Origin of the sequence: Allobaculum sp. Allo2 (genome assembly GCF_022701175.1) — a bacterium.
Classification (GTDB): Bacteria; Bacillota_I; Bacilli_A; order Erysipelotrichales; family Erysipelotrichaceae; genus Allobaculum; species Allobaculum fili.
In genome coordinates this window covers 327376-347015 of the sequence record NZ_CP078088.1, presented here as the reverse complement: position 1 = coordinate 347015, position 19640 = coordinate 327376, and the positions used below count along the sequence as shown (strand labels likewise).

Below are 19640 nucleotides of genomic sequence, written 5' to 3'. Positions count from 1 at the left end.
GCTTGCGCAAGATCCATAGCTGCGGTATAAATAGAAGGCTGTTTTTCTTCTCCAGCAAAAAACGCGAGAGAGAAAAACAGATCGTTCAGCTAATGTGAAAATATTTTAAAAATTCACAAATAATGCTTGCATCGCTTCGATGCCCGTGTTATTATAGTTGAGCGCTGAGGGAATTGCTTCTCTCAGTCGTCAAATCACCTTTAGATATCGAAGAAAACAGCTTAAGTGAAATTATTAAAGAAATTCACAAATAAGTTGTTGACAGAGATTTCTGCAGATGATATGATAAGTAAGCCTTGTGAGAGACATTGAGTTTCTCACAAACAGATGGCTCTTTGAAAACTTTACAGACAGATCAAGAAATTCGAAATACACAACGTCGATTCTTAAAATCACAATAAGTACTCGAACAATCATTTATTCACGAAACATAAACGCATAAGCGTTTGAGTCAATATCAAATGGAGAGTTTGATCCTGGCTCAGGATGAACGCTGGCGGCATGCCTAATACATGCAAGTCGAACGGATATCTTCGGATATCAGTGGCGAACGGGTGAGTAACACGTAGATAACCTGCCCATACCCGGGGATACGCTTTGGAAACGAAGTCTAAAACCCCATAGGAAAGAAGAAGGCATCTTCTTCTTTTGAAACAGGCGTTTGCCTGGGGGACGGATGGATCTGCGGTGCATTAGTTAGTTGGCGAGGTAACAGCTCACCAAGACGATGATGCATAGCCGGCCTGAGAGGGCGATCGGCCACACTGGGACTGAGACACGGCCCAGACTCCTGCGGGAGGCAGCAGTAGGGAATTTTCGTCAATGGGCGCAAGCCTGAACGAGCAATGCCGCGTGAGCGAAGAAGGTCTTCGGATCGTAAAACTCTGTTGCGGGGGAAAAAGGAAGGGAAGAGGAAATGCTTTTCTTTTGATGGTACCCCGCCAGAAAGTCACGGCTAACTACGTGCCAGCAGCCGCGGTAATACGTAGGTGGCAAGCGTTATCCGGAATGATTGGGCGTAAAGGGTGCGCAGGCTGCGCGTCAAGTCTGAAGTGAAAGGTACGGGCTTAACCGGTACAGGCTTTGGAAACTGGCACGCTAGAGGACAGGAGAGGGCGGTGGAACTCCATGTGTAGCGGTAAAATGCGTAGATATATGGAAGAACACCAGTTGCGAAGGCGACCGCCTGGACTGTTGCTGACGCTCAGGCACGAAAGCGTGGGGAGCAAATAGGATTAGATACCCTAGTAGTCCACGCCCTAAACGATGAGGAGCAGGTGTCGGAGGGAGGACCCCGGTGCCGAAGCTAACGCAGTGACTCCTCCGCCTGGGGAGTATGCACGCAAGTGTGAAACTCAAAGGAATTGACGGGGGCCCGCACAAGCGGTGGAGTATGTGGTTTAATTCGAAGCAACGCGAAGAACCTTACCAGGCCTTGACATAGGACGCGAAGACTTAGAGATAAGTTGGAGGTTACCGTCCATACAGGTGGTGCATGGTTGTCGTCAGCTCGTGTCGTGAGATGTTCAGTTAAGTCTGGCAACGAGCGCAACCCTCGTGATATGTTGCTACCATTGAGTTGAGAACTCATATCAGACTGCCGGTGACAAACCGGAGGAAGGCGGGGATGACGTCAAATCATCATGCCCCTTATGGCCTGGGCTACACACGTACTACAATGGCGTCTACAAAGGAAGCGAACCTGTGAAGGGAAGCGAACCCCATAAAAGACGTCCCAGTTCGGATTGAAGTCTGCAACCCGACTTCATGAAGTTGGAATCGCTAGTAATCGCGGATCAGCATGCCGCGGTGAATACGTTCCCGGGCCTTGTACACACCGCCCGTCAAACCATGGAAGCCGGCAACGCCCGAAGCCGACGGCATAACCCTTAAAGGGAGTGAGTCGTCTAAGGCGGGGCCGACGACTGGGGTTAAGTCGTAACAAGGTATCCCTACGGGAACGTGGGGATGGATCACCTCCTTTCTAAGGAGAAAGTACAAGGAAGTCCATAGGCGAAAGCCGATGGCAAAGAGTAATGAGTGAGGATTTGTCTGTGAGGTTTTGGAAGAGCGATCTTCCAGAGAATGGATCTTTGAAAAACGAGCATCAGTAAGAAGACATAACAGAAGGTCTAACGAAAAGTTGAAGAGTAATAAAGATTTAACCGAAAGTTGGAAACAGTTAGTGGAACAGTTCTTACGAAATAGAAAAATCTCGAAACAAGCATAACTAGAACCAAAGTTAGAGAACTAGATCAAGCAAGGAAGGGCGTACGGAGGATGCCTTGCCACTCTTGAATGATGAAGGACGCGCCAGGCTGCGAAAAGCCGTGCCGAGCTGTCAGGGAAGCGACGACACACGGATATCCGAATGGGGGAACCCGGCTGGTTTTATAGCCAGTCATCCATGCAAATGGAGAGAAACCCGGTGAACTGAAACATCTAAGTAGCCGGAGGAAAAGAAAACAAAAGTGATTTTCCGAGTAGCGGCGAGCGAAAGGAAAGAGCCCAAACCATAGCGATATGGGGTTGTAGGACCGCTGGAAATGAAAGACGAGCGAACGGGAACGCGATGGAAAGCGCGGACAGAGAAGGTGAAATCCCTGTACCGGCAAGCGAGTCAAGTAAGGAGCGGAATCCTGAGTACAACGGGACACGTGAAATCCTGTTGGAAGCAGGCGGGACCATCCGCCAAGGCTAAATAAGTAAGAGTGAGCGATAGAGAAGAGTACCGTGAGGGAAAGGTGAAAAGAACCGCGCAAGCGGAGTGAAAGAGAACCTGAAACCGTATGCCTGCAAGAAGTCAGAGCCCGACCAAGGGTGATGGCGTGCCTTTGTAGAATGAACCGGCGAGTTGCTTTTGAATGCAAGGTTAAGCGGGAAAACGCGAAGCCGAAGCGAAAGCGAGTCTTAAGAGGGCGACAAGTAGTCAGGAGCAGACCCGAAACCGGGTGATCTAGCCATGGGCAGGTTGAAGCAGAGGTGAAACTTTGTGGAGGACCGAACCGACCATCGTTGAAAAGCTGGCGGATGACCTGTGGCTGGCGGAGAAATTCCAATCGAACCCGGAGATAGCTGGTTCTCCCCGAAATAGCTTTAGGGCTAGCGTCAATGTTATGGCTGCGGAGGTAGAGCGCTGAATTCATGATGGCCCCATCCCGGGGTACTGAATGGAATCAAACTTACGAATGCCGCAGCGGGAAGTCGTTGGCAGTCAGAGTGCGGGTGATAAGGTCCGTGCTCAAGAGGAAACAGCCCAGACCGCCGTTTAAGGCCCCAAAATGACAGCTCAGTGGAAAAGGATGTGGGGACGCACGGACAACTAGGAGGTTGGCTCAGAAGCAGCCATCCTTGAAAGAGTGCGTAACAGCTCACTAGTCGAGTGGCCCTGCGCCGAAAATGTACCGGGGCTAAGCTGTCTGCCGAAAGCGCGGATTAAGTACTGAAGTATTTAGTGGTAGGGGAGCGTTGCATGTTCATTGAAGCGTTACCGTAAGGGGATGTGGAGGACATGGAAGTGAGAATGCCGGTGTGAGTAGCGAGATGCAGGTGAGAATCCTGCACACCGAAAGCCCAAGGATTCCGGGGAAGGTTCGTCCGCCCCGGGTCAGTCGGGACCTAATGCGCAGCCGACAGGCGAAGCAGATGGAAAGCAGGCGAAGATTCCTGCACCTGAGATAAAGGCGATGGAGTGACAAAGACGGGAAGTGTGACCCTCTTAATGGATTGAGGGCGAAGCGCGGCAGTACCGGTCCAGGCAAATCCGGACCAGGAGGTACAGAGCGTTACAGGTAAGCGAAATCCTTGGAAAGTAGCGAAGCACATGGAGCGGCTTTCAAGAAAAGCTTCTAGCGATACTTTATCTTGGCCCGTACCAAAACCGACACAGGTGGGCGGCAAGAGAATTGTAAGGTGAGCGAGAGAACTGTTGCCAAGGAACTCGGCAAAATGGCCCCGTACGTTCGCAAGAAGGGGCGCTCGAGAGAGCCGCAGTGAAAAGGCCCAAGCGACTGTTTAACTAAAACACAGCTCTATGCAAAGCCGTAAGGCGAAGTATATGGGGTGACACCTGCCCGGTGCTGGAAGGTTAAGGGGATCTGTGAGTCCGCAAGGAGGAAGCAGTGGTCCGAAGCCCCAGTGAACGGCGGCCGTAACTATAACGGTCCTAAGGTAGCGAAATTCCTTGTCAGGTAAGTTCTGACCCGCACGAAAGGTGAAACGATTTGGGCGCTGTCTCGGCAGCAGACTCGGTGAAATCTTAGTACCTGTGAAAATGCAGGTTACCCGCAACTAGACGGAAAGACCCCATGGAGCTTTACTGCAGCCTGGTATTGGGTTTTGGATGATCATGTACAGGATAGGCGGGAGGCGAAGAAAAGAGTACGCCAGTATTCTTGGAGCCGACGTTGGGATACCGCCCTGATGATTTGAAGCCCTAACATAGAGAGAAACTCATAGACAGTGCCAGGCGGGCAGTTTGACTGGGGCGGTCGCCTCCCAAAGAGTAACGGAGGCGCCCAAAGGTGCGTTCAGTCTGGATGGAAACCAGATATAGAGTGTAAATGCATAAGCGCGCCTGACTGCGAGGCCGACAAGCCGAGCAGGGACGAAAGTCGGGATTAGTGATCCGGCGGTGCCGAATGGAAGGGCCGTCGCTCAACGGATAAAAGCTACCCTGGGGATAACAGGCTGATCCCGCCCAAGAGTTCACATCGACGGCGGGGTTTGGCACCTCGATGTCGGCTCATCGCATCCTGGAGCTGGATTCGGTTCCAAGGGTTGGGCTGTCCGCCCATTAAAGCGGTACGCGAGCTGGGTTCAGAACGTCGTGAGACAGTTCGGTCCCTATCTGTTGTGGGCGCAGGAGATCTGAGGGAAGCTGTCCTTAGTACGAGAGGACCGGGATGGACCTGCCAATGGTGCACCGGTTGTTACGCCAGTAGCATAGCCGGGCAGCCAAGCAGGGATCGGATAAGCGCTGAAAGCATCTAAGCGCGAAGCCGAGCCCAAGATAAGATCTGCGGTATATAAGACCCCTTGAAGACGACAAGGCGATAGGCTGGAGATGGAAGCGAAGCGATTCGCGGAGTTGGCCAGTACTAATCGGTCGAAAGCTTAATCTAAGATTCGAGAAAGCTATACGCAAGAAGCCACTACGAAACCAACGATCGCGTTAGATCGTTATGTTGGAAGACTGATGTTTGTTTTTGGAAGATCCATTCAAAAAATCTAAGTACGGTGACGATAGCCTGCAGGATACACCCAGAAACATATCGAACCTGGCCAGTTAAGCTGCAGAACGCCGACAATAGCCGCAAGGCAAAGATAGGAAGTTGCCGAACATGAAGAATCCCCGAGAGATAAAGGAGAAATCCGATATCTTTCGGGGATTTTCTTTATTGTCTCGTCGGTTTCAACCTTCGAGCGGGTCGGATACTCGATTACGGCAACTGGAAGTCAGTCTGGGCAAGCTGACGAATACGGGTCTCGTCTTGCCCAGTCATGCCGTATCTGTGCCGCAATGGGCACTTCCTGCTCATAAAAACGGTCTCTCTTGGATACCGGATTGCTGCATGGGGCGTTTGCAGAGCGTATACAACGTGTACAGCTTGTACAGTTCGATCTGCTGCAAAGCTGTGTCCAGATAAGGCCTTAGCTAATCCGGAATGGGCGCTCCACAAAGCAAACGTTTTCTCTTCGCTAAACATCAAACGGGCGGTCCCGTTCTGTATCTGCCGTTTTACATGATCCTGTTTTATGGTAGTTTCCAGGTATAGCCGCTGGGCTTCGGCATCTTCATTTTCTTCCCGTTCGCAAAGAAAACCCCTGCGGTCCGGTTATGTCCGGTCAGCAGGGGTTTGGCGTTTCTTATGGAAAATCAGGCTTCAGGGGTTACGTGTTTCTCGTTCCATGAGTTGAGAAGATCTTTCAGAGATGGAATGGTGGAGAAGGTATCGATCGAGTAAACGAAGGCACAGTCGGTGTACAGATCCGAGCCGAGAACCAGATCCAGATCGTCGTAGTAGTAACGGGGATCGATGATGGTAATCGATGAGAAATACGGAAGGAGATACTGGATCATGCTGTTGGCATAGGAATCCTTGAACAGCAGCAAAGTCCGATCGGTCTGGGCATCGGTATCGATCCGTATGCGGGACTGGTTGGCGCCCAGGAAAACCTGATACTGATCCTTGGTTTTCAGCGCATCCTTGTTATAGATCGAAGACGACTGCGTACCGTCCGCCCAGGTCACAATGTAGCCCGGGTTGTTTTTGGATACTGCGATTTCGATACGGTCTTCCAGACCGACGGATCCGGTTTTGGACGCGAGCGTTCCTTCGAACGTATCGGAAACCGGCATGCGATCGAAATCTTCGGGATTGGGCGCGATGCCCATGGAATTCAAAAGCTGAATCGACGCAATTGCCGCACCGAGAGAAGTCCAGTGATGGTCAGTTCGATAGTAGATGTATTCGTTTTTCTGATCGCTTAAGCCGGAGCGGACATCTACGCCGGCCGGTCCGTTCAGCGACGAATAGATCAGATCGAACGATGGATTGACATCGCGCGCCTGCGCATCGAGCGGCAGTTTCTGCGGCTGAATGGTGGCGGCAGATGGTGCTGTCAGCACGTAGCAGGGAATGCCCTGCAGGGAAGAAAACTGATTGATCGCATCCACGCTGGAGCGGATAAGATCTTCATTCGCCTCTTCCGGATTCGCGAGCAGCGCTCCTTTCCGAGAAAAACAGAATTCAGCTCACGCTGACCGGACAGCTTTCGAATCAGATAGTTCGCGTGAAAAACGTATTTCGGCCGGGAATCTGGTCCGTGAACCAGGTGTTCATTTCCTCGCCGGTTTTTCCGGTTTGCAGCGCATTCAGCGACCAGTCTGCCCCCTGGCCAGCGAACGGTTTTCAACATCGGAAAACGAGCGGTCGGGCTCAATGAGGAAAGGACAAGCATTCCCGCCAGAAGAACGCTCATCGAGGGAACCAGATAGGGATTGGTTCTTTTCTTTTCTTCATTGGGAAGTCTCCTTTCTAAAACGCCGCATAGAGGAAGGTCTGCGCCGTAGCGCTCACCAGGAACGATACGCAGATCAAAAGACAAGGCACCAGCTGACGGTAACCAGAACCGAGCTGGCTTTCGGGAACAGGCGATGAACCAGACGGCCCAGATAGACGCTCAGACCCGAAGAAAGCACAATCGCAAGGATCAGCAGGAAAATGGACTGACAGAGCACAAACAGCGCGTCTGCGTCTGCAAAAGACGATACGCCGATAAAGAAGTAACGGCCGATGACGGAAAGTCCGCCAAGCAGCGTCGGCGAGAAGAAGAAGGTCCAGCCGATCAGCTGCGTCAGCACGAGATAAATATGACGAACCCAGTGCGGCATCTTCTCCATGAACTTGTTGATCCACTGGTTTTCCGCCAGAATCAGAGCGCCCTGATACAGTCCCCACACCAGGAACGGAAGGGTTGCTCCATGATACAGGCCGGTCAGTACCCACACCGTCAGGACGTTCAGAATCCAGCGCGTATGACTGACGCGGTTGCCGCCCATCGGAATGTAGACGTACTGCCGGAACCAGCTGGTCAGTGAAATGTGCCAGCGTCTCCAGAATTCCTGAACGGAAAGCGCCATGTACGGCAGGGAGAAGTTGGGATCGATCGTAAAGCCAAAAAGCGAACCGATGCCGCGAGCCATGCGGGAATAGCCGGAAAAATCGAAATAAAGCTGGAAAAAGTAGGCAAATCCATACAGCAGGGAACCGACCCAGCTCGTATTGCTGGCGAGGGCCGCAAAGATCAGAGCAAAGTTATCCGCAAGGATGACTTTACGAAAGAGCCCCTGTAAAAACAGCGTCATGCCGTCGAACGTCTTCTGTCTGGATGTCGGATGATCTTCAAGCTGTTCCTTCATTTTGGCGTAATGGGCAATCGGTCCCATGTTAATGCGGCCAAAGAACGCGGCGAAGACACCGAATTCCACAAAGGAAGCCGGTGCTTCGGCTCTTCCGTAATAGACGTCAAACAGGCAGGACATGCAGGAGAACATGTAAAACGAAAGTCCCATCGGCATCAGAGACGGCAGGCGCGAAAGCGTTGGGCTTAAAAAGCCAAACCAGACGCCGATATAGCGATAGAACAGCACGATGAACAAATCCACGCCAATGGCTGTCCAGAGCATGATTTTGCTCGTGTGTTCGTCTTCGCTGGCGCCGATCGTATGGGCAGCTCCATAGTTCCAGAGCAGAATGATCAGAAGCGTAAGCAGAGACGTCAGACCGCCCCACGCGTAGAAGAGCAGGGAAACGATCAGAATGTAGAGATTGGCCAGGTGCGTACGGCTGACATAGCGATAGAGCAGCCAGACGACGGGCAGAAAGCCAAACAGAAAGGTCAGATCCGTAAATACCATAAATCCATCATCCTTCCTTTAAGGCCAGTTCAAACGTCGACTGGATCTGTTCCGGATGGTCGCCGGTATAGTAAAGTGCGTAGTTGTCCTGGACATCGACCAGGGCGTTTTCCATCAGGCCGGCCTGTTCAGGGGCATAGCCCGAATAAATGTCATGCTGGGTGGAGATGCGGGACTCGACCGCCTCTTCAAATTTCTGCGCCTGTTCCGGAGTGGAAAAACGTACGAGCACCAGTTCGCTGGCGGACATGGCGTCGTCCACACGGTACATGGCCGCATTCTCGAATTCATCCGGATTGAGATTGATGTAGCGGCGAATTTTTGACGCCGATACTTCCGGATAGACGGCGGAATCAAGCGTTTCGGTGAGTTTCGCCTGAACGGTTTCAAAAGGGACTTCGGAATGAATCTTTCCGCCAAAGAGCTGAAAACCGAACAGCGCAAGCAGCAGAACCAGAGCCGCGCCCTGTAAAAACAGATAGCGTCTGGATTTAGAGGAAGACTGAAAATGCATGGGCAGGCTCCTTTCGCTAAAACAAAAACAGGGAAAACAGTCCGTAAGGACTGAAAAGGTCAGAATCCGCATCCAGTCCAAAGGGAAAAGGAAAGCGGAATTTCAGAAAGATCCAGAAGGTTAATTCATGCCGGCCATGATCATGTTCTGGGCCCATTCGGGGTAGAAGCTGGTCAGAAAGTGAATGCCGTCGCGTTCATAAATGTTCGCGTGCCCGCCTTCGCTGAGGGAATCGTTATCCACATACGTCCAGCCGCGGCGTTCGCACATTTCCCTGATCTGCCGGTTGTAATCATCGATCTTCGTCCAGCGCGGATTCTGTTCTGTCTGTTCTGGAGAAGCGGAAATGATCGAGTTGATAATGATCTGCGTATTGGGAGAAACCGCGAGAATCTTATCGATGTTTTCTTCATAAATTTCGGCATAGCCGTTGTCGCCGCGATCCGCGCCGACATTGAGTTCCATATCGTTTACGCCATAGGAAAAGTAAATTTTCTGCGGCTGAACCTGAGCAATCTGATCCACAAAATCGGGAATGTTCAAAATCGTATCGCCGGCATGGGCGTCGACCTGTTCGGCGGGCAGGAAGCTGTACGCTTCAAAACCGTACATGCGGGAATCCCCAAGAAGCAGAGAATTGCCAAAAGGGAGAAGATCGAGCTCTTCCCGGACTGAACGGCTGCCAGCATCCGCTCTCTTCGCCGTTCGGAAAGCGAAGAGGAGAGGTCCTTAGTATCTTTTGTCGCCTGCGCTTCGAGATAGTCGCGGCCGGCTTTCAGATCGCTGTTGGGACGCGATAAAAGAAGACGGCAGTCCCGATCAGAATGCAGGCAGCCAGAAAGACGGGCAGACCAATTCTGGAAAAGCGGGAGCGGCTGGATTTTTATCGGCAGCCGGTTTCTTTTTTCGTGCGCGCAGAAGGCGATGCCGCATTCTTATTCTGTCTCATACACACCTCATCAAAATCTATATCGACTGGAGTTTCTTTTAAATTCCAGATTTATACAAAACCAAAAAAATGGGAAACAAAAAGATGGCTGTTCGCCATAAATTTGCCGATTCCTGAACGGAAAGAACGGAAGGCGACGGGATAAGTTTGAAAAAGGCGCGCTTCCGTTTTCGCCAGAAACTTCTGTCGAAAAAGAAACAGTCGCCAAAAATTCGTATTCGCGTTCCTTGCTCATTATCGCATATTTCCAGGGACTTAGCCGTCCCGATACGGCAAAAAGAGGGAAGCGCCTTCGGTTATCAAACGAAGGAACACATTCGCCAGACCAGTGGAAACTTCGTGCGCTTCCAGGCCGGTTCCGTTTGAGTGATCGGCTTTGAAATTGCCCGGAACTGTTGATTTCCTTATCGGATCTGGACAGCATGTACGCTCATTATAGGGGATCCGTACGGGAAAAGAAGGTCAATCTCCGGTTTTCTCCAATTCCCTTTCGAAAACGGGTAAAGCGCAGAACACCGTTCTCAGTACGGTTCCTGCGCGCTCGTCTGTACGGTCAGCTTGTAGTACGTGCGGGCGGTCAGCTTATAAATCAGATAGTAGACCAGCGAGAACACGGCGAAGCAGAGAATGGAGATCGTATAAAACAGACGATCCGGAATTCTTGTCATGCCCGTAAGAATCAGCCGCAAAATCGGCAGAGCGAACAGCGTATGGATCAAGGCCACATTTAAAGGCAGAAAGAACAGAATGCGCGTCTGCCGGGTAATCAGCCTGCGCAGTTCCTTTCGCTCAAAGCCGAGGTTTTGCAGGATCGTAAAGCGTCTTCGGTCTTCACTGCCTTCGGAAAGCTGCTTGTAGTACATGATCAGAATCACCGCAAGCATGAAGAAGGCACACATGTAAATGCCGAGCAGAAACAGCGCGTTAAAAGCTCCATGACGTCACTTCGATAGGACGTCCGAAACTGACAGTTAACACGGAAGGCATCCGAGTAAACCGCTGGATCCAGCCGTTTCGCAAATTCTTCTTCCAGGTGCTGCTGGAGGACGGGATCGTCCGCGCCGGGAAAATCGATCAGAACCTGCCAGCGCTGATTTTGCGAATCCATCGTTTCCGGAATATGTCCGGCGTAAAGATAGCGGGACATCAGATAGGCAGGGATAGTTCCTTCCAGCGTTTCGATCAGGCTGTCGTCTTCCACAATTTCATACATTGCCGCCATCGAATCGGATCCGGAAGCTTCTGTCGCGGCGCTGCTCAGCGGAATATACAGCTTCAGCGGGTCCGGCTGGACGGCTGTTTCGGTCAGCGCCAGCAGCTGACCGTCCTTAAGGGAAAGATGCGTTCCATTCATGCGATTCAGATCGTCAAGGTCGAGTATGGCCACATACTGGTCGGAAACATCGGCACAGAGCATCCATGCAGTGTGCAGGACGTGCACGGAAGACGCATCGATCGAAAGGTCCTGAAGAATGTCTTTGGAGTCCTGTTCAAGCTGCGTGCTGTCAAAAGCCAGCGGTTCTTCACTGAGCAGATCGATATCCACTTCGACAGGCGCAGGCATGACGGCCTGCACATTCATTTCCATGCCCGTCACCAGCGACAGTGTGGAGGACATGGTCACAATGAGCATGGTCGACAAAATAGCGATATTGGCCAGCGCCCATGCGTTTTTGCGCAGACGAAATTTCTGTATGGACAGCGAGACAAAATGGTCCGGCGTGTAATAAAACCGTTTCCACTTCTGAAGCAGGCTCAGAAACGCCTGAGCGCCATACAGAAAGGTGAGCCAGGTGCCGATAATGACGAGAAAGACCGCCGCAAAAAACAGGAAAAGCGCCGCACTTGGAGACTCGGTCAAAAGCGCAATGAGATAGCCGCTCACCAGACAGGCGAGCCCCGCCAGAGCGGCGATCCAGTGGGTCCGGCGGCCGCTTTGCGAGACGTGAGAGGCCTGCATGGATGCCAGCGGATCGCTGCTCCACAGCTGCAGAAACGACCACAGAAAAAGCGCCCCGTAACAGAAGGCGGTCCAGCAGCACAGACCGCGCAGGCCGAGCGGGGAAATGTGCAAAGACGTCAGAGGCAGCACTTCAATCATGCGGCAGATGAACAAATACAGAATCTGATCAAAGCTGACGCCAACGAGCAGAGAAGCCGGTACGGTCACCAGAGCAAACAGACCCAGCTGATAAAACAGAATGCGGTAGAGGTGGCGCTTCTCCATGCCAAGCACCATCATCAGGCCGTTCTGTTTCTGGTTGGCCGAAATCCAGGCGGAATTGAGATAGAAGAAAAGAATCAGAGTAAAAAGATCAGAAGCGGCAGTTCGAGGAGGAGCATTTCCCGATACCAGGAAATGCCGTAAATCGGTGAGGCTGAAAACATCGGGTTTTCGATCATCGACAGGACGGAATACACCATGGCGCCCATAAGAATGCCGCCGCCCGCAAACGGGACGGAAAGCCTGTAGTTTTTCTGAATGAAGTGCAGGGCGAGATGGAGATAGAGACGTTTTTCATAAACCGTGCTCCTGACGGTTCATTAAAAGCAGTGCGTCCGTAATTTTCTGGGCAAACTCGCTCTGGCTTTGCCCCCGCGGTAAATCTGATGGAAAATGCGGCCGTCGCGAATGAACAGCACCCGGTTCGCAAAACTGGCGGCCATGGCGGAATGCGTCACCATGACGATCGTCTGGCCGCGCGCATGAAGCCGCTCAAACAGCTCAAGCAGCTGATGCGAGCTCGAAGAGTCGAGCGCGCCGGTCGGCTCATCCGCTAAAAGCAGATCGGGATTACAGATGAGGGCTCTGGCCGCTGCGGCCCGCTGTTTCTGTCCCCGGAAATTTCAAAGGGGTATTTATTGAGGATGGACTGAATGCCAAGTTCATTGGCGATGGAGCGCATTTTTCTTCCATTTGCGCCGGAGCTGTGCGGTTTAAAACAAGCGGAAGCAAAATGTTGTCGCGAAGGGTAAAGGTATCGAGCAGCGCGTAGTCCTGAAAGACAAAGCCGAGATGATTGCGGCGAAACGCGCTGCGCTTTTTGCGGAAAGGGAATAGAGATCTTCGCCATCGATCAAAACGCTTCCGCTCGTCGGAGCGTCGAGCCCGGCGAGAATATGGAGCAGCGTAGATTTTCCAGATCCGCTTTCGCCCATGATGGCGGTAAATTCGCCGCGCTCAATGGAAAAGCTGACATCCTGCAGCGCCAGCGTACTCAAAGAGGAAAAAGACGAACGATAAATTTTCTGAACATTGCGTACATCCAGTAAAGCCATGTCTTTCTCCTTTCTCTTCTGGACACCGGGCTGCCGCTTTCAGGCAGCTTTGGCTTTTCCAGAGTCTTTCCTGCATGCAGACAGGCAAATAAGCAAATGCAATTATGCAAAAATGATTTTTCATTTAGGGGATCAGTCGCTGATCCAGGAGCTGACCGGGAAAGTCAGCCGCACATCCAGACCGCAGGGCCCCGGCAAAGGCGGTGCTGGTGAGCAAGCCGGTGCATTCGGATCCTGCCGACGGACAGTGCTGTCCACCCCTTCATCCAGATCTTCTTCCCCTTCGACATCGCTGTCGTCTTCGGGTGCATCGAGATAGACCAGCGGACAGCTGCGGTTTTCGAGTTCAATGGAAATGGAGAGCTGATCGCAGACTCCTTTGACCAGAAACAGGCCCAGACCGCTCGAAGCGGACATGTGCGTTCGGCCGTTTTCGCCGGTAAAGCCTTTTTCAAAAACGCGGGGCAGATCCGATTCTGGAATGCCCGGTCCTTCATCCCGGAGGATGCACGTTGCCCCCTCGGAAACGATCTGAATGACGGAAAAGTCCGGGGCGTATTTCAGGGCGTTGGACAGAAGCTGCTCAAAAATAAAGGTCGCCCACTTCTGATCGGTACACACTTTTTCGCCGCGCAGATCGGTTTCCAGACGGATGTGCCGCCGAATGAACATTACGGCGTTTTCCCGCAGAACGGGACGGATGATGGATTCGAGAGAATACCAGCCGATCTGAAAATCGCTGCCTTCCATGCGTACGTACGCCATGGCCAGCGAAATACAGGAATCGATGCGCTGGCATTCGTGGTCGAGCGCGTCCGCATGCAGCTCGGGCAGTTCGAGCTGCAGATGCAGAGCGGAAAGCGGCAGCTTGATCTGATGCGCCCACAAAGAAAAGTAGTCCTGCATTTCGGTACGCATCTTCTTTTCCTGCGTCGACTGCTTCTGCATTTTTTCTTTCTGGTCCGCCATCTTTTTCACGCAGGCGTCCACTTCGACTGGATAGAGCGAAGGGTCAAAATCTTCGGCCTGAAGCAGATGCCGGATGCGGTGCAGACGGCCTAAATAAAACCCGCACCAGATGATCAGAGCGATCGCACTGAGCATGAGATACAGAATGGCGGGTTCAACCGGCAGCTGATACAGCCACAGTAAAGCGGCCATTAAAAGGCCGCTGACCAGCCACGCGGCAAAGAGCAGACGGTTTTCGCGCAGCATGATTTTTAAGTAGTCCCAGTACTTGTGTTCCATAAATGCGCCTTTCTTCCTTTCTGCTCCATTTCCGTTTTGGCTTTTACTTTACGGCTTCCAGAACCCAGAAGCCTTTTTCGCGCAGCGGGCGTTCGACTTCAAAGCCGAGCGACTCCAGATAGTCCACAGCGCTCTGGGCGCCATGCTGCTTGCGGATGACAATATACAGCGTGCCGCCTTCCTTTAAGTGGTCATACGCCTGCGCAAACAGGGAATAGATGACGGTTTTGCCCGTACGAATCGGCGGATTGAGCACGATCGAGTCATACAGCGCGTCGTTGATGTGATCGGCTTCCATGATTGTTCCGTCAACGTGATTGGCTGCATAGTTTTCTCTGGCCAGATGGCAGGCCTGCGCGTTCGGATCGATCCCGGTAATTTTGCACGGGTGAAAGCGGGAAAGAATCACGCCGATCACGCCGATGCCGCAGCCCAGATCGAGGACGTTTTCCCCAGATCAGCCGCACGGTGCTCAACAATGTACTCGCAGAGAATGCGCGTTCCGGTATCGAGCCTGTCCTTGGAAAAGACGCCGTCGGAAGAGAGAACGCGAAAGGACTGTCCATTCAGCTCAAAGGTAAACGGTGTTTCGGTGCGATCCAGATTCGGATCGTTTTCATAATAGTGAGACATAAAAATCTCCTTTCCATACGCCCTGTTCCTGGAAGAAGAGGGCTGAATTCAGCCGACTGAGAAGAAGATCGGACTTTGTTTTCAGTTTGGCGTCTTTTCGGGTAATTCTCAAAAATATCTGCCTGAGCAATACGGACTTTCCGCACGCCATGAGAAATGGAGAGGATCTTTTCGCATCCCGTACGTCCAGTATGACCAGAGAAACGAAAGAAAAGCGCCATTCTCTTAAAAAGAAAGGATAGCCCGCAAAGCGCGGACTATCCTTGAAATTTCTTAACGACAGATGAACTAGTCCTGCGGACGGGTTACCTTGAAAATCTGGGCGCCCAGAGCCGGAAGCTGGACGTTGATGCGCCAGGGCTGGCCTTCGAGCGGGAGATGGAACGCGCGCAGAACCTGCGGCTGTTCGTTTTCAATGCGTCCGCCAAAGCGGGACCACTGCGTATTGATGACTTCCTGATACATGCCCTGGAACGGAACGCCGAACTGGAGCGTGTACGGGTTGGTGGAGAAGTTGATGATGAAGACGAAGACATCCTTCGAACCCTTGCGCATGAAGGAGAAGGTGTTGTGATCGGAATCATCGGCGTTGATCCACTGGAAGTTGGTCGGATCGTAGCCGTAGAAGAAGGCGTCGTTTTCGGTGCATACGCCGGTCATTTCCGCGAAGAAGCGTTCGAACGAAGAATGCATCGGGTACTTGCGCAGGAACCAGTCGCAACCTTTCTGCTCATCCCATTCGCGCAGCATGCCGAGCTCGTTGCCCATGAAGTTCAGCTTCTTGCCAGGATGTCCGAACATGTACGTGTACAGCGCGCGGGCCTGTGCGAACTTGTCTTCGTAGCTGCCCCACATCTTGTCGACGATGGTCGCTTTTCCGTGAACGACTTCATCGTGGCTGAGCGGCAGAATGAAGTGTTCGGAATAGAAGTATGCCATCGAGAAGGTGATGTCGTTGTGGTGCCATTTGCGGTAGATCGGGTCGAGCTTGAGATACTTGAGGGTATCGTTCATCCAGCCCAGGTCCCACTTGTAGTCAAAGCCAAGACCGCCGTCGAGAGTGGACTTACAGACGTTGGGGAAGTCGGTGGAGTCTTCCGCAATCAGCATGATCTTGCCCTGGTATTCGGAGTTCAGCATGTAGTTCATGCGCTTGATGAAGTCGGTCGCGCCTTTGTTTTCCCCATCATCTTGTTGCCTTTCCAGAAAATGGCATTGGAGATGGCGTCCATGCGCAGACCGTCAAAATGGTATTCCTTCAGCCAGTAGTTGGCTGCGGACATGAGGAAGGAACGTACGGTTTCTTTCCAGAGGTCGAAGTTGGCGGTGCCCCATTCGGAGTTGGCGTCTTCGGGCTTGGAGTATTCATACAGCGGCGTGCCGTCAAAGCTGGCAAGCGCGTAGGCGTCTTTACAAAGTGAACCGGTACGAAGTCCATGATGACGCCGATGCCGGCTTCGTGCAGACGGTTGACGAACTCTTTCAGTTCGATCGGGGTGCCGTAGCGGCTCGTTACCGCAAAGAACGCGGAAACCTGATAGCCCCAGGAACCGTCAAGGGAATTCGGAAAGCGGCATGACTTCCACATGAGAGAAATGGTACTTCTTGCAGTGCAGAATCAGCTCATCGACGATGTCGCCGTAATGAACGAAGAGCCCTTCTTCGTTCTGGCCCGGATCGTTTTCGAGTTCTTCGACACGAATGTTCTTGTCGCGCCAGCTGCCGACGTTCATTTCATAAATGGAGACGGGAGAATTAAACCCTTTGTTCCGGTTTTTCATCCATTCCTGGTCCGTCCAGCCGTCAAAGGCAAGGTCGGTGATAATCGAATCATGATCGGGACGCAGCTTGGCCTGGAAGGCAAACGGATCGATCTTGTTATTGATCTGACCGTTCTTGGACGTGATCTGATAGAGATAGGCTTCTCCCGGCTTCGCGTTTTTACGGTAGCCATCCAGACGCCGTTCTCATCCTTTTTCATTACATCTTCTGTTTCGTCCCAGCTGTTGAAGTCGCCGATGACCGAAACGGCTTTGGCATTGGGGGCATATACGCGAAAAGCGATCCCGTCGTCCGCGGCATGCGCACCGAAATATTCGTAGGCGTTCAGTTCCCGCCCCTGAAAAAAAGCGGTGAGATCCATGGTTTTCATAAATGTCCTTTCTCAATCGGCTATCGGACAGCCAAGGGCAGGCTGCCCGACCGATTTTGTATCTTTTCCTGATCATATTAATGAACGAAAAAGCCAAAATTCGGGAATTTGGCTTTTTATTAAGCGTTCTCTTTTTGAATATTCTCTTGTTTATTGTAGCGGAAAATGAAGGAATGTGAAAAGAGACAACAAAGGGATCTGCCGGTCTCAATGCGCCATAAAACATTTTTTAAGGGCTTTCAGACGGTTCGGGCCAGAGAGGTCAGGGGTTATCGGGCGTTCGAATTGACAGGATCTTTCTTCAGAGCATCCGCACTGGATTCCTGGCTGGAAAAACCGTTTTCTGCAGGGGATTCCAGAGACGGTCCCGGCATATTGTGGAGGCGCAAATCGGGATGATCGCTGGCGGCATCTTCGCGCAGAACCTGCTCGTATTCCGTAAGAATTTCATCGAGTTGGGCATACGTCGTGATTTTGGAAAGGCGATCCTTGTAGGCGTGGCTGCGCGGCAGTCCCTTGAGATACCAGCTGGCCAGACCGCGCATCTGCGACAGCGCCACCCTCTCGGGCAGATCTTCGCAAAGGTAGTGGGCATGACGCCGGCAGGCATCCATGCGCATGGACAGCGTGAACGGATGGGATGTCCCGTTAAAGTAGTCGGCGCATTCCTGAATCAGATACGGATTGCCGACCACGCCGCGGCCGATCATGACGCCGTCGCATCCGGTTTCTTCCATCATGCGGACGGCATCATCCACGCTCAGTACGTCACCGTTGCCGATGACCGGAATGGACACCGCGTCCTTGACCTTCTTAATCCAGGACCAGTCGGCTTTTCCTTCGTACATCTGGGCGCGTGTCCGGGCGTGCAGCGTAATTGCGCTGGCCCCGGCGGCTTCCATGGCTTTCGCCATTTCGACGCAGTTGATCGAGGACGAGTCAAAACCCAGACGCATTTTGACGGTGACCGGCTTCTGGACCGCATCCACGATAGCGCGCACGATCTGGCTGGCGTAATCGATGTCCTTCATTAGATAGCTGCCGGCTTTTGCCTTGATGACTTTGTTGACCGGGCACCCCATGTTGAAATCGATGATGTCGCAGTCGGTTTCCTGATCGAGAATTTTTGCCGCGTGAACGATCGTGTCGATATCGTGGCCGAAAATCTGAAAGGAAACCGGATGATCATCCGCTTCGCACGCCAACATGCGGCGGGTTCTGGCGGAATCGTAGTACAGAGCCTTGTCGGAAACCATTTCGTTGCAGACAAGCCCGGCTCCGAATTCACGCGCAATGCGCCGGAAGGCCCGCGTCGAAACGCCGGCCATCGGGGCGATGACGATTGGAGAGGGCAGCTCAATTTCCCGAATCTTCAGCGACATGGGACTCCAGTTCTTCGGTTTCTTCGAGATGCTTCTCGGTATCGTTGAGAATTTCACGCAGTTCGTGTTCGTTGAAGTGATACGTGCTGCTGCAGAAATTGCAGGTGACTTCGGCACCGTGGTCTTCTTCGATCATGGCTTTGATCTGATCGGGCGCTACAGTATGCAGCAGACCGGCGGTCTTTTCCTTCGAGCAGGTGCACTTGAAGGAAATCGGGATCGTTTCGAGCACTTCGGTATCGTCAAACAGGTCTTCGGCCAGAAGCGCCAGAGAGGCGTCATCGTAATCCTGAATGATGGCCGTCATCGGTTTAAGGCCGCTTAAAACGTGCTCGCAAATGCGGATATTGGTATCGTCCGCATCCGGCATCATCTGCAAAACGAGCGCGCCGGCAGCGAGCACTTTGCCTTCTTCGTTCATGCGAACGCCGACGCTGACCGCAGTCGGGGTCTGTTCACTCAGAGTGAAGTAGTAGGCGAAGTCCTGACCGATTTCTCCGTTCTGGAGTTCTACGGTGCCGGACCAGTTTTCCGACATCGAAAGGTCCTTGGTTACGGTCAGCGTACCTGGCAGACCGATCAGGCTGCCGGCGGTTACGTTGGGATCGCCGTCCAGGCCGGCTTCCGGGTTGTCGACAAAGCCGCGGACGGTACCGTCGGCCTGCGCATCAACGACGATGCTGCCCAGTTCGCCCTGGCCCTGGATGTTGATCGTTAACATTTCTTTTCGCTTTTCAGCATGCTTCCCATGATGGAAGCGACAGAGAGCACACGACCAAGAACATCTGCGCTTGGCGTGCTCATGCGGAAGCGGTCCATCGCTTCCTGAACCAGATCGGTCGTCCGGTTAATATACAGGCGGACATGGCCGTCGAGAGCCATGGCTTTGACAAGAGAATCTTTCATGTCTGTACCTCTTTTCTATGCATTTTGTATCCGATTTTAAAACTTCGACTAAACGCGCCGGGCACGACGCGTTTTCGATTTCATGAAGCCTGTACGCATAAAATCGTATGTAAACCATACGGATTCAGACAGGCTTTTATATTTCTTTATTATAG

Annotated in this window: 19 protein-coding genes, 2 rRNA genes and 1 pseudogene; 3 read left to right on the top strand and 19 right to left on the bottom strand. The window is 52.4% G+C overall.

The window, feature by feature from the left end; all coding sequences use genetic code 11:
* Positions 1-458 precede the first annotated feature (458 nt).
* Positions 459-1984 (top strand): 16S ribosomal RNA (locus KWG61_RS02160).
* A 269-nt stretch (positions 1985-2253) separates the two neighbouring features.
* A 23S ribosomal RNA gene (locus KWG61_RS02155) occupies positions 2254-5123 on the top strand.
* The 16S and 23S rRNA genes sit together here, the layout of an rRNA operon.
* 755 nt (positions 5124-5878) lie before the next feature.
* Here KWG61_RS02155 and KWG61_RS02150 read toward each other — a convergent pair.
* The 4 genes from KWG61_RS02150 to KWG61_RS02135 all read right to left on the bottom strand — a co-directional run bounded on the left by KWG61_RS02150 (position 5879) and on the right by KWG61_RS02135 (position 9548).
* A complete protein-coding gene (locus KWG61_RS02150; protein ID WP_256460827.1) occupies positions 5879-6727 on the bottom strand; it encodes a DHHW family protein in 849 nt (282 codons plus the stop codon).
* Positions 6728-7099: 372 nt separating this feature from the next.
* A complete protein-coding gene (locus KWG61_RS02145) occupies positions 7100-8422 on the bottom strand; it encodes an MBOAT family protein (protein WP_242744795.1) in 1323 nt (440 codons plus the stop codon).
* A gap of 7 nt (positions 8423-8429) precedes the next feature.
* Positions 8430-8936, bottom strand: a complete 507-nt coding sequence (locus tag KWG61_RS02140) for a DUF4358 domain-containing protein (RefSeq protein WP_230267286.1) — start codon at positions 8934-8936, stop codon at positions 8430-8432.
* Between the two features lie 120 nt (positions 8937-9056).
* Positions 9057-9548: a GDSL-type esterase/lipase family protein gene (locus KWG61_RS02135; protein ID WP_242744794.1), complete on the bottom strand. Its 492-nt coding sequence runs from the start codon at positions 9546-9548 to the stop codon at positions 9057-9059.
* A gap of 212 nt (positions 9549-9760) precedes the next feature.
* Between KWG61_RS02135 and KWG61_RS02130 the strand changes: the two genes are divergently transcribed.
* The gene (locus KWG61_RS02130) at positions 9761-10030 is read left to right on the top strand and encodes a hypothetical protein (RefSeq protein ID WP_242744793.1); all 270 of its coding nucleotides are present in this window, start codon (positions 9761-9763) and stop codon (positions 10028-10030) included.
* 376 nt (positions 10031-10406) lie between these two features.
* Here the strand turns inward: KWG61_RS02130 and KWG61_RS02125 are convergent, their stop codons facing one another.
* The 15 genes and pseudogenes from KWG61_RS02125 to KWG61_RS15785 all read right to left on the bottom strand — a co-directional run bounded on the left by KWG61_RS02125 (position 10407) and on the right by KWG61_RS15785 (position 19485).
* Complete coding sequence (locus tag KWG61_RS02125) at positions 10407-10784, bottom strand: FtsX-like permease family protein (RefSeq protein WP_242744792.1); 378 nt, start codon at positions 10782-10784, stop codon at positions 10407-10409.
* The gene (locus KWG61_RS02120; protein ID WP_367614312.1) at positions 10757-12157 is read right to left on the bottom strand and encodes a hypothetical protein; all 1401 of its coding nucleotides are present in this window, start codon (positions 12155-12157) and stop codon (positions 10757-10759) included. The genes KWG61_RS02125 and KWG61_RS02120 overlap by 28 nt, the downstream gene beginning before the upstream one ends.
* Before the next feature lie 29 nt (positions 12158-12186).
* Positions 12187-12318 carry a hypothetical protein gene (locus KWG61_RS15800; protein WP_256460751.1) on the bottom strand — a complete coding sequence of 44 codons (132 nt, stop codon included), beginning with the start codon at positions 12316-12318 and terminating at the stop codon, positions 12187-12189.
* A gap of 85 nt (positions 12319-12403) precedes the next feature.
* Positions 12404-13164 (bottom strand): annotated as a pseudogene (locus tag KWG61_RS02115) (ABC transporter ATP-binding protein).
* Between the two features lie 132 nt (positions 13165-13296).
* Positions 13297-14412 carry a HAMP domain-containing sensor histidine kinase gene (locus KWG61_RS02110; protein WP_230267290.1) on the bottom strand — a complete coding sequence of 372 codons (1116 nt, stop codon included), beginning with the start codon at positions 14410-14412 and terminating at the stop codon, positions 13297-13299.
* A gap of 43 nt (positions 14413-14455) precedes the next feature.
* Positions 14456-14830, bottom strand: a complete 375-nt coding sequence (locus KWG61_RS15795) for a methyltransferase (protein WP_256460750.1) — start codon at positions 14828-14830, stop codon at positions 14456-14458.
* A complete protein-coding gene (locus KWG61_RS15790) occupies positions 14827-15045 on the bottom strand; it encodes a methyltransferase (RefSeq protein WP_256460749.1) in 219 nt (72 codons plus the stop codon). Before KWG61_RS15790 ends, KWG61_RS15795 begins: the two co-directional genes overlap by 4 nt.
* A 288-nt stretch (positions 15046-15333) precedes the next feature.
* The gene (locus KWG61_RS02100) at positions 15334-16185 is read right to left on the bottom strand and encodes an alpha amylase C-terminal domain-containing protein (protein ID WP_242744790.1); all 852 of its coding nucleotides are present in this window, start codon (positions 16183-16185) and stop codon (positions 15334-15336) included.
* A gap of 5 nt (positions 16186-16190) precedes the next feature.
* Positions 16191-16328, bottom strand: a complete 138-nt coding sequence (locus tag KWG61_RS02095) for a hypothetical protein (protein WP_242744789.1) — start codon at positions 16326-16328, stop codon at positions 16191-16193.
* Positions 16304-16633 carry an alpha-amylase family glycosyl hydrolase gene (locus KWG61_RS02090; protein ID WP_242744788.1) on the bottom strand — a complete coding sequence of 110 codons (330 nt, stop codon included), beginning with the start codon at positions 16631-16633 and terminating at the stop codon, positions 16304-16306. The genes KWG61_RS02095 and KWG61_RS02090 overlap by 25 nt, the downstream gene beginning before the upstream one ends.
* Positions 16599-16826, bottom strand: a complete 228-nt coding sequence (locus KWG61_RS02085; RefSeq protein WP_242744787.1) for a hypothetical protein — start codon at positions 16824-16826, stop codon at positions 16599-16601. Before KWG61_RS02085 ends, KWG61_RS02090 begins: the two co-directional genes overlap by 35 nt.
* Positions 16823-17188: a hypothetical protein gene (locus tag KWG61_RS02080; protein WP_242745512.1), complete on the bottom strand. Its 366-nt coding sequence runs from the start codon at positions 17186-17188 to the stop codon at positions 16823-16825. Before KWG61_RS02080 ends, KWG61_RS02085 begins: the two co-directional genes overlap by 4 nt.
* Positions 17189-17466: 278 nt before the next feature.
* Entirely contained in the window at positions 17467-18579 is a 1113-nt protein-coding gene (gene dusB / locus KWG61_RS02075; RefSeq protein WP_230267293.1) for a tRNA dihydrouridine synthase DusB, read from the bottom strand.
* A complete protein-coding gene (locus KWG61_RS02070; protein WP_256460748.1) occupies positions 18554-19300 on the bottom strand; it encodes an Hsp33 family molecular chaperone HslO in 747 nt (248 codons plus the stop codon). The genes dusB and KWG61_RS02070 overlap by 26 nt, the downstream gene beginning before the upstream one ends.
* Complete coding sequence (locus tag KWG61_RS15785) at positions 19294-19485, bottom strand: Hsp33 family molecular chaperone HslO (RefSeq protein ID WP_256460747.1); 192 nt, start codon at positions 19483-19485, stop codon at positions 19294-19296. The genes KWG61_RS02070 and KWG61_RS15785 overlap by 7 nt, the downstream gene beginning before the upstream one ends.
* Positions 19486-19640: the final 155 nt, after the last annotated feature.